At 63.1% G+C, this 13,643-nt stretch carries 15 protein-coding genes; 12 read left to right on the forward strand and 3 right to left on the reverse strand.

Translation table 11 applies throughout. From position 1 onward, the window contains the following. Positions 1-141: 141 nt before the first annotated feature. Positions 142-1,287 carry a hypothetical protein gene (locus HJO_RS06775; RefSeq protein ID WP_035615443.1) on the reverse strand — a complete coding sequence of 382 codons (1,146 nt, stop codon included), beginning with the start codon at positions 1,285-1,287 and terminating at the stop codon, positions 142-144. 216 nt (positions 1,288-1,503) lie between these two features. On the opposite strand from HJO_RS06775, the gene HJO_RS06780 reads away from it, so the two are divergent. From HJO_RS06780 to HJO_RS06795, 4 genes are all read left to right on the forward strand, one after another. Further along, positions 1,504-2,394, forward strand: coding sequence for a stearoyl-CoA 9-desaturase (locus tag HJO_RS06780; RefSeq protein WP_035615445.1), 891 nt, complete (start codon positions 1,504-1,506; stop codon positions 2,392-2,394). Between the two features lie 154 nt (positions 2,395-2,548). After that, complete coding sequence (locus HJO_RS06785) at positions 2,549-3,307, forward strand: vWA domain-containing protein (protein ID WP_035615447.1); 759 nt, start codon at positions 2,549-2,551, stop codon at positions 3,305-3,307. Positions 3,308-3,469: 162 nt separating this feature from the next. Then, entirely contained in the window at positions 3,470-3,931 is a 462-nt protein-coding gene (locus HJO_RS06790) for a response regulator transcription factor (protein ID WP_035615449.1), read from the forward strand. A 105-nt stretch (positions 3,932-4,036) separates the two neighbouring features. Beyond that, on the forward strand, positions 4,037-4,582 hold the full coding sequence (locus tag HJO_RS06795; RefSeq protein WP_035615451.1) for a DUF4199 domain-containing protein: 546 nt from the start codon (positions 4,037-4,039) through the stop codon (positions 4,580-4,582). Between the two features lie 59 nt (positions 4,583-4,641). Here the strand turns inward: HJO_RS06795 and HJO_RS06800 are convergent, their stop codons facing one another. Then, positions 4,642-5,421: an SDR family NAD(P)-dependent oxidoreductase gene (locus tag HJO_RS06800; RefSeq protein ID WP_035615453.1), complete on the reverse strand. Its 780-nt coding sequence runs from the start codon at positions 5,419-5,421 to the stop codon at positions 4,642-4,644. 66 nt (positions 5,422-5,487) lie between these two features. On the opposite strand from HJO_RS06800, the gene HJO_RS06805 reads away from it, so the two are divergent. Continuing rightward, positions 5,488-5,889: a YkvA family protein gene (locus HJO_RS06805; protein ID WP_051618368.1), complete on the forward strand. Its 402-nt coding sequence runs from the start codon at positions 5,488-5,490 to the stop codon at positions 5,887-5,889. A 4-nt stretch (positions 5,890-5,893) separates the two neighbouring features. Next, positions 5,894-6,541 (forward strand): lysoplasmalogenase, encoded by a 648-nt coding sequence (locus HJO_RS06810; RefSeq protein WP_035615454.1) that lies wholly within the window; start codon positions 5,894-5,896, stop codon positions 6,539-6,541. Here the strand turns inward: HJO_RS06810 and HJO_RS06815 are convergent. Further along, positions 6,538-7,377, reverse strand: a complete 840-nt coding sequence (locus tag HJO_RS06815) for a TauD/TfdA dioxygenase family protein (RefSeq protein WP_035615457.1) — start codon at positions 7,375-7,377, stop codon at positions 6,538-6,540. The genes HJO_RS06810 and HJO_RS06815 overlap by 4 nt on opposite strands. Positions 7,378-7,510: 133 nt before the next feature. Here HJO_RS06815 and HJO_RS06820 point away from each other — a divergent pair, with 133 nt between their 5' ends. The 6 genes from HJO_RS06820 (at position 7,511) to HJO_RS06845 (ending at position 13,507) form a co-directional block, all read left to right on the forward strand. Beyond that, on the forward strand, positions 7,511-8,674 hold the full coding sequence (locus tag HJO_RS06820; protein ID WP_035615459.1) for a phosphoserine transaminase: 1,164 nt from the start codon (positions 7,511-7,513) through the stop codon (positions 8,672-8,674). A 137-nt stretch (positions 8,675-8,811) separates the two neighbouring features. After that, positions 8,812-10,407 carry a phosphoglycerate dehydrogenase gene (gene serA / locus HJO_RS06825; RefSeq protein WP_035615461.1) on the forward strand — a complete coding sequence of 532 codons (1,596 nt, stop codon included), beginning with the start codon at positions 8,812-8,814 and terminating at the stop codon, positions 10,405-10,407. A 97-nt stretch (positions 10,408-10,504) separates the two neighbouring features. Further along, positions 10,505-11,095: a flavodoxin family protein gene (locus HJO_RS06830; RefSeq protein ID WP_035615463.1), complete on the forward strand. Its 591-nt coding sequence runs from the start codon at positions 10,505-10,507 to the stop codon at positions 11,093-11,095. A 71-nt stretch (positions 11,096-11,166) separates the two neighbouring features. Next, entirely contained in the window at positions 11,167-11,745 is a 579-nt protein-coding gene (locus tag HJO_RS06835) for an acyloxyacyl hydrolase (protein ID WP_035615465.1), read from the forward strand. A gap of 146 nt (positions 11,746-11,891) precedes the next feature. Next, positions 11,892-13,184, forward strand: coding sequence for an adenylosuccinate synthase (locus HJO_RS06840; protein WP_035616031.1), 1,293 nt, complete (start codon positions 11,892-11,894; stop codon positions 13,182-13,184). Between the two features lie 86 nt (positions 13,185-13,270). Next, entirely contained in the window at positions 13,271-13,507 is a 237-nt protein-coding gene (locus HJO_RS06845; RefSeq protein WP_035615466.1) for an HP1242/YdcH family protein, read from the forward strand. Positions 13,508-13,643: the final 136 nt, after the last annotated feature.

A 13,643-nucleotide genomic window follows, 5' to 3' on the forward strand; every position in this document is an offset into this window, starting at 1 on the left:
TGAGCCACCTCACAGGGGCAGATTTTTCGCGAGACGGGTATTCGAACCCAAGGTGCGGCCGCGGAAAAATCGGGCACAGGTCGCCAGCGAACACCCCTTTCCGTGGCGAATGCAGAGCTGAAGGCGCCTGCGTGCGCGATGTCAGGTGTTTGCGAGCGGCTCGGGATCGGCGGCGGGGGTGCGCCGGCGGCTGTAGAGGATCAGCAGGGCAACGAGGCCGATGGATGTGCCCTGGCTGGAGAAGAGTTCCAGCATGCCGGCAAAGAACCAGCTGGGGATCGCCGCACGTGCCTGGGCCTCGATCAGGATATCGCCTTCGCCCTTGCCGAGCAGTTCGGCATTGGCGGCCTCGATCTTGGCCTGCAGCGCGTCGCGGCGGCGGGCGAGGCCGAGTTCGTTCTGGGCATCGCGATAGGGTTTCTGTTCGGTGCGGCCGACGCGTTCGACTTCCGAAATATAGGCTTCCAGGCCTTCGACGGAGCGCGTTTCCGGCGGGATGCCGGCCAGCTGGACCCGCCAGTCGGCAAGCTGTTGCTGCAGCAGGGCGCGGTTTGTTCCGGCCGTGGTGATTTCTGCCTCGGAGGCCTGGTTGTTGGCCGCGATATACATCTGCGTGCCGAGAATGCTGGTGCCGGCGCCGGCAAGGGCGAAGAGCAGGGCGCGGACACCTTCCTTCATGCGCTTGTTGGCCGTGTGCCAGTAGAAGAAGGTGAAGCCGCCAAACGAGATGACTGACGCGATAACGCCGGTCCAGCCCCAGAGCCCGGCCTGCAACGGGTCTGTCACGGAACTGGAGAAGGCCTGGTAATTGGCAAAGCCGGACAGGGCCGCCGCGCTGAGGCCCGCGCCGAGAAACAAGAGCGCGAGCAGGGTGATGATGATGCGCTCGCCGAGGTTGCGGTGAGGGCGGGGAGGGGGCGGTGGGGGTGGAAGAACGCGGTCTTCAGCGCGGAGAGGCAGGACTTTGGGTTGCATGGCCGGCTGGAGGGCGCCTGACTCCGCCTTGGTAACTTCCGTGAACTCTGCGTCCTGCACGGCGGCATTGGTTGGCACCCCGGATGACTCCAGGGCGACGATCAGGTCTTCGAGGTCACCCTCAGTCTTGCAACTTGAGCATTTGAACTGTCCGGCATGGAAGTTCACCGAGAGACTGTAATCGCCCGAATCGACGCAGTCAGGTGTCAGCGAACAGCGAATCCTGAGCGCCGTCTCATCCTGGCTTGCCTCCGGATCGACCCCAAGCGACACAAGGCGTTCGATCGCTTTCAGGCGGCGTTCTTCCTGCATCCCGCTTGTTTCCCCGATCCTTGGGTTCAAACCCACCGCTGAGCGCATTTATCCGAAACTCGAGCTTTGCGTCACCCCTGCGATCACATATGCGCAATGGATGACAATTCCGGCTTCCCCGAAGGCGTTGCCGACCTTAAGTATGTGTTAATCGGCCCGGCCTGAGAATGGCTTGCAGAACGCACGGCCCGTCGGCCGATTGGAGACACTACGCACATGATCCCTCGCTCTCTGGCCATCCCGAAAACGTGGAAGACATTCAATTCGGCCAGCTTCTTTTCAGCCTTCGGCTACCCGGCCCTTGGCCTCGCCCTGTTCATCACAATGGTCGTTCTCGGTTTCGCGCTGAGCGAACTGACGTTCCACTGGTGGTATTTCCCGATCGCGCTCGGCGTGATCGCGCTGTCCGTGTTCCTGTGCAATGCCGGCATTGGCCCGCTGCACCGCATTCTCCAGCACCGCGCAGGCGAGTTGAAGGCGCCGGCGCAATTCCTCACGATGATGAACCTGATGCTGGCCATGCAGGGCAACGTGAAGGACTGGGTGAACTATCATTCGCAGCACCACCGCTTTGCCGATGCGCCGGGCGACCCGCACAACCCGTTTGAATCCAAGCGCTGGGCCTGGGTCGGCTGGATCCTCTGGCGCGACAAGAAGGACACCGACCGCCCGCTAGCCATGTGGCTGAAGGGGCATCCGATCATTGTCTGGATGGACCGGTTCTACAACGAGATCAGCCTGGTCGTGCACCTTGTCATTCCCGCGGCTGTCTACCTGATCGTCTGGGCTGCCGGCGGCTCGCTCGTGCTGACCGCGATCATCCATGCCAGCGTCGTCATCGGCCGCGCCATCCAGTTCCACGCCACCGTCTACGGCATCAACGTGCTCGGCCACCTCAAGACACCGATCTGGGCAGACCACCTGATGGCGCTGCTGACAGGCGGCGAAGCCTTCCACGATCATCACCATGACGCGCCGCAAAGCGCGCTGCACCGCCCGCGCAAGGGCGTCTGGAACCGGATCGTCGACTATAACGGCACCATCCTGCTGGCCTTCGAGAAGATCGGTTGGGTGCAGAACCTGAAGATCGCGCCGCAGTTCGCCTGACACGTTCCTGAATTCATTCTGAACTGGCCCGCCCTTCAAAAGGCGGGCTTTTTCTTGGCTTCGGCACAGGTTGGCCACAGGCGCGCCCCAATGTTTCGCAATCCTGCCCGTCACGAAGGCTGGGGAGCCGATAGAAATGGGAAGGGACGCCCCGATGAAATCCACACTCTTATCAATCGCCATGACAGGCCTCAGCCTGGCCATGGTCCTGCCTGCTGCGGCCAAGCCGGCACCGACACCCGCGCCGACCGCCGGGTCCATACACTCCTACATCCTGCTCGACCGCACCGGTTCGATGAGTGACATCTGGGACGAGGCACTCGGTTCGGTGAACGCCTATGCAGCCAGCGTCGGCGAAGCCGATGAGGGCGAGACAGAAGGCGAGGACATCAAGACCGCCGTCACGCTGGCGGTCTTCGACTACCAGGAATCCCTCCAGTTCGACGTCCTGCGCAAGGCGGTCCCGGCAGAATCGTGGACGAATGTCACCAATGACGAAGCCAGTCCGCGCGGCATGACCCCGCTGTTCGACGCCATCGGCCGGATGGTCTCGCTGGCCGAAGCCGACAAGCCGGAAAAGGCCGTCATCGTCATCATGACGGACGGCCATGAGAACTCGTCGAAGGAAATCACCCGTGACGGCGCCAAGGCTGCGCTGGAGCGGGCAAAGGCCAATGGCTGGGAAGTTGTCTTTCTCGGTGCCGAATTCGCAAGCTTCGGTGACGCCGACGCTGTTGGCATGAGCGCCTCCAAGACCATGGCCGTCGGCCAGGGCCGCATGCAGGATTCGATGTCCGCGCTTGCCAAGAAGTCCCGTGCCTATGGCAAGGGCGAAGAGGCCGAGATCATCTTCGATGAATCCGACCGCGCCACGGCCGGCGAGGAAGACGTCAAACAGCGCAAAGGCCAATAGGTTTCAGGGGCGGTTTGACCTTCCCGAAGACTGGCCCCTGAAATGAAAGCCCGCTCGGTGTGAGCGGGCTTTCTGATTCCGGCGTTCCCATGATCCGGGGCGTGACCTGCAGCAGGTGGAGCGCTAGTCTGCGCGCCTGACTCACGCTGGCTGGTTCCCGACATGCGCAAACGCACCCGTCTCAGACGCCTTGTCCCCGGATCGCTCCGGACATTGGTCGTCTATGGCGTGGCGCTGGCGGCCGGTGCCCTGCTGCTGCAGTGGCTGGAATACCAGCGATTTGCGCAATTCCATTCCGCTGAACTCCAGATCGGCATTGTTGCCGCCCTGTTCCTCGCACTTGGCGTGTGGGCGGGCTCCAGACTGTTCCGGCGCAGTGCCACGAATGATGCTGGCGAGGCGCCCGGCAACCCGGCGGCCCGTGCCGCGCTGGGCATCAGCGACCGCGAACATGAAGTGCTGGGCCTGCTGGCAGGGGGGCTGTCGAACAAGCAGATTGCGGCAAAGCTGGGTGTGTCGCCCAATACGGTGAAGACGCACATTGCCCGCCTGTTCGAGAAACTGGGCGCGCGGCGGCGGACCGAGGCCATCCTCAAGGCGCGGGAACTCGGACTCGTGGCATAGGCCTGATAAAAAGGGTGATTTCGCGAAAATCACCCTTTCGGGCGATTGAGCCGAACCGGAGGAAGGCCTTTGGTCCGGGCATCCAATCAAGGGGAGGAGAGTGAAATGTTGAAACGTATTGCCTGGGCCGGGCTCGGCGGAGGCTTGATAGCAGGCGTGTTCCTGTTCGGTGTCACGATGGCGCTGAAAGACCTGTCACCGGCCGAGAACAAGTATGGCGCCCTGTTCGGCTATGCGTCCATGTTCCTGGGCTTCAGCCTGATCTTCGTGGCCGTCAAACAGCAGCGCGACGTTGCGCAGGGCGGCGTCATCAGGTTCCTGCCGGCCCTGGCAATGGGGCTGGGCATCACGTTGATCGCCGGGGTGATCTATGTGATGGCCTGGGAAGTGACGCTGGCCACGACGGGCATGGACTTTGCCGGCACCTATGGCGACGCGATGATCGAGGCAGCCCGCGCCAAGGGCGTTTCAGGCGAGGAACTCGCCGCTGTCGAAACCCGGACGCGCAAGTTTGTCGACATGTATCGCAACCCGCTGTTCCGGATGCCGATAACGCTGACGGAGATCGTGCCGCCGGGCCTGCTCGTGTCGCTGGTTTCGGCATCACTGCTCAGCAACAGCCGGTTCCTGCCGGCGCGCGCAAACGCCTGAAACGGAAAAGCCCGCTCCTGGGAGCGGGCTTTTTTTGTCTGGGCGACGGGGGCAGGCGCTCAGCGCGGTGCCATGCGGATGGCGCCGTCGAGGCGGACGTCTTCGCCGTTGAAATAGGCGTTGCTGCACATCTCGCAGGCCAGCGACGCATATTCTTCCGGATTGCCGAGACGGGCCGGGTGCGGCACCTGTGCCCCGAGGGCCTTGCGGACCGGCTCAGGCGCACCTGCCAGCAGGGGCGTGTCAAAGATGCCGGGCAGGATCGTGTTGACGCGGATGAACTCGCGGCTGAGGTCGCGGGCGATTGGCAGGGTCATGCCGACAACACCGCCCTTGGAGGCTGAATAGGCAGCCTGGCCGATCTGGCCGTCTTCAGCGGCAACGGACGCAGTGTTGACGATCGCGCCGCGCTCGCCGTCGATCGGGTCGAGTGTCATCATGCCGGCAGCCGATTTCGCGATGCAGCGGAACGTGCCGACAAGGTTGATCTGGATAATCAGGTTGAACTTGTCGAGCGGGAAGTGGCTGATCTCGCCTGTTTCCTTGTGGCGGCTGGCCGTCTTGATGGCGTTACCGGTGCCGGCGCAGTTGATCAGGATGCGCTCCTGGCCGATGGCGGCACGCGATTTCACGAATCCCGCGTCGACGGAAGCGTCGTCGGTCACGTTGACCTCGCAGAACACACCGCCGAGCTTCTTGGCCAGGGCTTCGCCCTTTTCAGCGTTGAGGTCGAACAGCGCGACCTTCACGCCCATGCCGGCGAGCTTGGTGGCGGTGGCTGCGCCGAGGCCGGATGCGCCGCCTGTAATGACGGCGGATATGCTGGAATCAAGTTTCATGGGGCACTGCCCTCCCTGGTTTTCGTCTGACTGGCCATGTGTCTATAATGGTATGAGGAGTTCGCAATGACTGACGCAGCGGAAATTATAAATACGGTCAGGGGCACGGACGGGACATACCTGCCCAAGTCGATCGAGCGCGACGAGCGCATAGCGCGCGGCCTGGTGCCCAAACTGATGCGTGTGATCGGCCGGGTGCCGTTCGCCGACGACCTGGTTGCGGCCTGGTACGCCGCCCGCGACCCGCTGACGCCGATGAAGGCCAAGGCCGTCCTGTTCGCGGCGGTCGCCTATTTCGTCATGCCGCTCGACCTGTTGCCCGACATGGTCGTCGGCCTCGGCTTCACCGATGATGCGACCGTGCTGGCCACCGCGCTTGGCGTGGTCGGCATGTATGTGAAGGAGCGCCATCGCCGCATGGCCCGCCGGCTGCTGCGCCTGCCGGAACCTGTCAAAGGGGCCGACTAGGCGCATGACCGGGGGGGAGGTTTCAGTCTACGCGGCAATCGCGCTCGGCCTGCTCTATGGTGTCGCCTTCTGCTATCGCGCCAAGGGCCTGACGGGCCTGCTGGTGAAGACCGGTTCGACGGCACTGCTGGCGCTGTGGGCGTACCTGGCGGGCGGGCCGCTCCTGCTCGTCGCCGCGCTGGCGCTGAGTTCGCTGGGGGACCTCTTCCTCGCGAAGGACGGCGAACGCTGGCTGATGCCGGGCATGGCGGCCTTCTTCCTTGCACATGTGGCCTATGTCGCCCTGTTCTGGGGCCTGGACTTTGCGCCGCGGACTGTCCTGAACCTGACGGCGCAGATCGCGCTGATCTTCGGTGGGGCAGCCTTCGTGCGGTGGCTGTCACCCTGGCTTGGCACCATGCGGGTGCCGGTGTTTGCCTATGCGGCGGTGATCCTAGTCATGGGCGCAGCGGCCCTGCGGCTTGATGCGGCCTACTGGCTCGTCACGCTCGGTGCGTTGATGTTCATCGCGTCGGACACGGTCCTGTCGCTGCAGCTTTTCCGCAAGCCCGCAGAAGAACCTGCCGGCGTTAAGTCTTCGCTCGCAGTCTGGACGCTGTATTTCGGCGGGCAGGCCCTGATCGCCTGGGGCATCCTGCGCGTCCTGGCCTAGCGCGGGCGGTCGCCGTTTACCGTCACGCGGCGCATGTGGCGGCGCTGGCCGGCATAGTCGTTCAGCGCAAAGTGCCAGGTGCAGCGATTGTCCCACATGGTGACATCGCCTGCCTGCCAGCGCACCCGGCAGGTGAACTGTTCCTGCCGCGAAAGGTCGAACAGGTAGTTCAGCAGCGGCTTGCTCTCCGCCCGTGTCCAGCCGGCAAAGCGCAGGGTGAAGGCGGGGTTCACATAGAGGCCCTTCCGGCCGGTCTCCGGATGCGTGCGGATGACGGGATGCTCGTATTCCGGTGCGTCGTCGGCGCGGGTCGCCTGCATCGACTTGCGGTCTTTCGCTGAAATGCCTTTCGCGCCGTATTCCTTGCCCGCCGAATGGATGGCGGTCATGCCGGAGAGCGTCTTCTTCAATCCGTCAGACAGCGCGTCATAGGCGGCCTGCTGGTCGGCAAACAGCGTGTCACCGCCATAGGGCGGGGTCTCGATCGCATGCAGGATCGAGCCGAGGGCCGGTTCCTCGAGGAAGCTCATGTCGGTGTGCCAGCCGCCGCCGAAATTCACCGTGTCTTCCGGTTCCTTGATGATTTCGAGGATTTCCGGGTGGCCCGGCATGGCTTCGACATAGGGGTGCACGTTGAGCGTCCCGAAGCGGCGGCCAAAGGCCTTGTGCTGGTCCGGGGTCAGGGTGTGCTGGCCGCGGAAGACAAGCACCTTGTGGGCCATGAAGGCGCTGTGGATCTGGTCAAATGCCGCGTTCGACAGCTCGCCCGAAAGGTCGAGGCCCGTGATTTCGGCGCCAAGTGTGCCGGAAAGGGGAGTGATCTGTATTGCGGTCACACCCTTTTGAAGCAGGTCGCAGCGCCGACCGCAAGAATGCCGTTTGCTCCCGACCGAGAAATATGAGACAGACGCGGCGGGCCACATGCCCCCAACGGCATGCAGCCTATCTGTAAGGATAGGAGTAAAACAGATGACCAATGTCGCCAAACCCGGCGTGCTTCCCGCATGCCCACACTTTTCGTCCGGCCCGACTGCAAAGCGTCCCGGATTTTCCCTCCAGAAACTTGAGACTGCCGCGCTTGGCCGTTCGCACCGTTCCGGCGATGCGAAGAAGAAGCTGAAGGCCGCAATTGACCGCTCCAAGGCGATCCTCGGCATTCCCGACGATTACCGCGTGGCTATCGTGCCGGCGTCCGACACCGGCGCGGTCGAGATGTGCATGTGGTCGATGCTCGGCCCGAAACCCGTCGACGTGTTCGCCTGGGAAAGCTTTGGCCAGGACTGGGTCACCGATGCGCTGAAGCAGCTGAAGCTGAAGGACTGCAACACCTTTGTCGGCGATTATGGTGTCCTGCCGGACTTCACCAAGGCGCGCGATGATGCCGACCTGATCTTCACCTGGAACGGCACCACGTCTGGTGTGCGCGTGCCGAACGCCGACTGGATCAAGCCCAACCCTGACCGCGTCGTGATCTGCGATGCGACGTCGGCTGCCTTCGCGCAGGACATCGAATGGGAAAAGCTCGATGTCATCACGTACAGCTGGCAGAAATGCCTTGGCGGGGAAGCCGCGCACGGCATGCTGGTGCTCAGCCCGCGCGCCGTCGCCCGGCTCGAAAGCTACACGCCCGACCGGCCGCTGCCGAAAATCTTCCGCATGACCAAGGGCGGCAAGCTCAACGAAGACCTGTTCGAAGGTGCAACCATCAACACGCCGTCGATGCTGTGCGTCGAAGACTACCTGCAGGCGCTCGACTGGTGTGAGAGCCTTGGCGGTTGGAAGGGGCTCCAGAAACGCTCCGACGAAAGTCTCGCCACGCTGACCGACTGGGTCGCGAAGACCGACTGGGTGGAATTCCTTTGCCCGGATGCAGCGGTGCGTTCGAACACCGGCGTGACGTTCAGGATCGTGGATCCGCGCGTCGCCGGCATGGACGAGGCCGGCCAGCGTGATTTCGTCAAGCGCATGATGAAGCGGCTCGAAAAGGAAAACGCCTGTTTCGACGCAGCCGGCTATGCCAAGGCCCCTCCGGGCCTGCGCATCTGGTGCGGCGGATCGGTTGAACCATCGAATGTCGCGGCCCTGACGCCGTGGCTCGACTGGGCCTTCGCGGAAGAAGCCGCCAGCCTCTAGCTGTTGCCTCCTGCGCTCTCGTCCCTCGACTTCGCTCGGGATGAGGGCGCGCTGACACACCCAATGGAAGGCTCATCCTGAGCAACGTCGAAGGAGAGCCGGGCCTCGCGCCCCTGAAATCGCAAAGAGAAACCGAAATGCCCAAAGTCCTTATCGGAGACAAGCTCTCCCCCGCCGCCGTCGAGATCTTCCACGCACGTGGTATCGAAACCGTCACCAAGGTCGGTCTGAACACGGAAGACCTGATCAAGGAAATCCCGGACTATGACGGCCTGGTCGTCCGGTCCGCCTGCAAGCCGAATGCAGACGTCATCGCTGCGGCCAGGAACCTGAAAGTCATTGGCCGCGCCGGTATCGGCGTCGACAATATCGACATCAAGGCGGCCACCGCAAAGGGCGTCGTCGTGATGAACACGCCGTTCGGCAACGCCATCACCACAGCCGAGCACGCCATCGCCATGATGTTCGCTGCCGCCCGGCAGATCCCGGCCGCCAACGCGGAAACGCAAGACGGCAAATGGCCGAAATCCGGCTATATGGGCACCGAGGTCAGCTACAAGACACTGGGCCTGATCGGTTGCGGCAACATTGGCAGCCGTGTCGCCGAACGCGCTGTGGGCCTGAAGATGAAGGTCGTCGCCTACGACCCCTTCCTTACCGAAGAGCGCGCCGTCGAACTCGGGGTCGAGAAGGTGGAACTGGACGACCTGCTGAAACGCGCAGATGTGATCACGCTGCACGTGCCGCTGACAGACCAGACCCGCAACGTCCTCTCGCGTGAAAACCTGGCGAAGACCAAGAAGGGCCTGATCCTGGTCAACTGCGCGCGCGGCGGCCTGGTCGACGAGGACGCCGTTGCCGAAATGCTGGACAATGGCCATCTTGCCGGCGCCGCGTTCGATGTGTTTGCCGTGGAGCCCGCCAAGGAAAACGTGCTTTTCGGCAAGAAGAACTTCATCGCCACGCCGCACCTCGGCGCCGCCACGACTGAAGCGCAGGAAAATGTCGCCCTGCAGGTGGCAGAGCAGATGTCGGACTACCTGCTGTCGGGTGCGGTCACCAATGCGCTGAACATGCCGTCGATCACGGCGGAAGAAGCCCCGCGCATCAAGCCGTTCGCCAGCCTTGCCGAAAAGCTGGGCAGCTTCGCCGGGCAGATCTCGGATTTCGGCTATGATGAAGTCGTCATCGAATATGAAGGCGAGGTTGCAGACCTCAATCGCAAGCCGCTGACGGCGGCCCTGCTGGCTGGCCTGCTGCGCGCCTCGCGCGGTGACGTGAACATGGTGTCGGCCCCGGCGATCCTCGCCGACTCCGGCGTCAAGCTGACCGAGACCAAGACAGAAGACAGCCCGGTCTATGACAGCCTGATCCGCGTCAAGGTGAAGACCAAGGCGACCAAGAACGCGTCGGAAGGTGGCTGGCGCACGCTTGCCGGCACGCTGATTGCCGGGCAGCCGCGCATTGTCGAAGTGAAGGGCATGGCGCTGGAAGGCGATTTCTCGCCGGTCACGCTGTACGTCAACAATCTCGACAAGCCGGGTTTCATCGGCGCGCTTGGCCAGATGCTGGGCGAGGCGAAGGTCAATATCGCGACCTTCCACCTTGGCCGCACCAAAGCCGGCGGCGAAGCGATCGCCCTGATCGGCATCGATTCCGTGCCTGGCGATGCGTTCGTGACCAAGCTGCAGGCGCTGCCGCAAGTGCGGTATGCGAAGGTGCTGACGTTCTGATCGTTCGAATGCCGCATAATTGCTATTCAGACCGCAGGGCTGCCCGATGGGTGGCCCTGCACTAGCTAACAGGCTCCAACCAGCAAGGAGCCTCATCATGGCCAAGATCGCTATCGTCTATCATTCCGGCTATGGTCACACGGCCAAGGTCGCAGAACACGTCCGTATCGGCGCTGCCAGTGTCTCCGGCGCGGAAGTCATACTCTACAAGGCCGACGACCTCACCAGTCCCGACGCGGGTCCGTGGGATGAACTGGCCGCTGCCGATGCCATCATCTTCGGCGCGCCAACCTATATGGGCTCCGCATCGGCCGTCTTTAAGCAGTTCATGGAGGCCAGTTCGAAGGTCTGGTTCTCGCACGGATGGAAAGACAAGATTGCCGCCGGATTCACTAATTCCGGCTCATTGTACGGCGACAAGTCCTCGACCCTGCAGCAATTTTCCACCCTCGCGGCGCAACATGGCATGATCTGGACAGGCACCGGCATGCTGCCCGGCTACAATGCGTCCACCAAGGACATCAATGCGGTGCACAACCGGGCGAGCTTCACGCTGGGCCTCGGCGTCCAGTCGTTGACAGACCAGCCGGCAGACCAAACGCCGGATCGCTTCGATCTCGAGACGGCCGAGCAATTCGGCCACCGTGTCTCTGAAGTCACCATTCGCTGGGTTCGCGGCCGCACCTAGTGCGCAAAGCCTTGACGGCGCGGCAAAAACATTAATTCCCTTCCATCTTACGCCTGACAGGGGAATCATTCATGCGCCGCACTCTACTCACACTTTCCACGCTCGGCCTGCTGGCCGGGACAGCGTCGGCGGACCTCCTGGAGGAGGTCCGTTTCGGCGTCCTGCAACACAATATCTGTGTTCAGGACTGCAATAATGCCGACAAGGAAGACGGGCCCAACATCAACGGGGAACTGGTGTTCAAGTCCCCGAATTTCCTGTCGATCATCTGGTCGCCACGCCCTTATGTGATGGGCAGCGCCAACACGGCCGGTAATACCAGCTTTGGCGCCGTTGGCCTCACATGGGACTGGGAATTCGCCGACGGCTGGTCGCTGGAACTGGGAGAGGGCTATGCGATCCATAGCGGCGAACTGGAAAGCCCGTTCCCGCAAGGCGATCCGCGGGGCGATGCCTTCACGGAAAAGCACGTCCTGCTCGGTTCGCGTGACCTGTTCCGGACCTCGTTTGGGCTGAACTACGAATTCTCCGACAGCTGGGGTGGCCAGATCCTGTACGAGCATCTCAGCCACGGCCAGATCATCGGCAGCGGCCGCAATCAGGGCCTCGACAATCTCGGCGTGCGCGTCATCTACAAATTTGGTGGCTGAGGCACCGTCGCCGGAAGCGACATTTTCGCCCGCATCGGCAACTTGGGCATGATTGCGCGCGCACGCCACGCCAACCATGTCGGCAGGGCCTTGCAATTACCGGCCAAATCCTGCCCATGTCGCGGCGGCTGAATAGGGAGCAGGACATGTCAGGTGTGGTCGTCGTCGGGGCCCAGTGGGGCGATGAAGGCAAGGGCAAGATCGTCGACTGGCTGTCGAGCCGGGCCGATGTGGTCGTGCGTTTCCAGGGTGGCCACAATGCCGGTCATACGCTGGTCATAGACGGCAAGGTGTTCAAGCTGGCGCTGCTGCCGTCGGGCCTGGTGCGCGGCGGCAAGCTGTCGGTGATCGGCAATGGTGTCGTGGTGGACCCCTGGCACATGCTGACCGAGATCGAGGGCATCCGGGCGCAGGGCGTCGAGGTGACGCCGGAGAACCTTGTTCTCGCTGACAATGCGTCGCTGATCCTGCCCTGGCACAAGGACATTGATGCGGCGCGGGAAGGGGCCCTAGGCGCCGCTCAGATCGGCACCACCAAGCGCGGCATCGGCCCGGCCTATGAAGACCGCGTCGGCCGGCGCGCCATCCGCGTTGCGGACCTGGCTGATCCGGCTGCGCTGGACATGAAGATCGAGCGGCTGCTCGCCCATCACCGGCCCCTGCGCACCGGCCTCGACCTGCCCGAACCGGACGGCGCGCAGCTCAAGACCGACCTCCTGGCCATTGCGCCGCAGATTCTCGCGTATGCCCAGCCCGTCTGGAAGCTGCTGGACGAGCAGGTCAGGCGGGGCCGCCGCATCCTGTTCGAGGGCGCTCAGGGCGTGATGCTGGATGTCGACCACGGCACCTATCCGTTCGTCACCTCGTCCAATGTCGTCGCCGGGAATGCATCCGCCGGAAGCGGCGTCGGTCCGGGCGCCATTTCCTATGTGCTGGGCCTTGCCAAGGCCTACACGACACGGGTCGGCGCCGGCCCGTTCCCGACCGAGCTGCATGATGAAACCGGCGAGCGGCTTTGCCGCATCGGCAAGGAAGTCGGCGTCAATACCGGCCGGCCCCGCCGCTGCGGCTGGTTCGACAGCGTCATGGTGCGCCAGGCCTGTGCCACGAGCGGCGTGAACGGCCTGGCCCTGACCAAGCTCGACGTGCTCGACGGATTTGACGAGATCAAGGTCTGCATCGCCTATCGCCTGCACGGCAAGGAGATCGACCACTACCCGGCCGGCCTGACCGACCAGGCGGCCGTTGAGCCGATCTACGAGACCATCGAGGGCTGGAAGGGGTCCACCGCAGGCGCCCGCAGTTGGGCCGACCTGCCGGCCGAGGCGGTGAAATATGTCCGCAGGCTCGAAGAGCTGGTGGGCAAGCCCTGCGCGCTCGTGTCGACCTCACCCGAACGCGAAGACGTCATCCTGATGCGCGATCCGTTCGAATTGTAGGACTACGCAGACTCCCTTAGTGACAAGGGGCGCGCGATTTGACCTCTTGCGGGCCAGAAGCCCATTTGACGAGGAGGTCATCGCCAATGTCCCACACACCCCACGAACTCGCCGAGGAATTTCCTGACGCGGTAGACAAGATTCATGAGCTGAAGGCCAGCAATCCGCATTTCGCCCGCCTGGCGGATGAATACCATGATGTGAACCGGCACATTCACCGTCATGAATCGGGAATCCAGCCGACCACGGACGCGCACGAGACGGAATTGCGCAAGCGCCGGCTGGTCCTCAAGGACGAAATTTACGCGATTCTGAAGGGCTGACCGGTCCGGCCTGGGTGGCCCGCGGGGCACCTTTGAACCGCCAAGGTAGCAGCGGCGCACACGCAGCCCGAGTAAGATATCGTAAATTGTATAGTGAATAGGGTCTTCCAGGAATCGATCTTGAGGACCTGAATGT

This window comes from Hyphomonas johnsonii MHS-2, from assembly GCF_000685275.1.
GTDB lineage: Bacteria > Pseudomonadota > Alphaproteobacteria > Caulobacterales > Hyphomonadaceae > Hyphomonas > Hyphomonas johnsonii.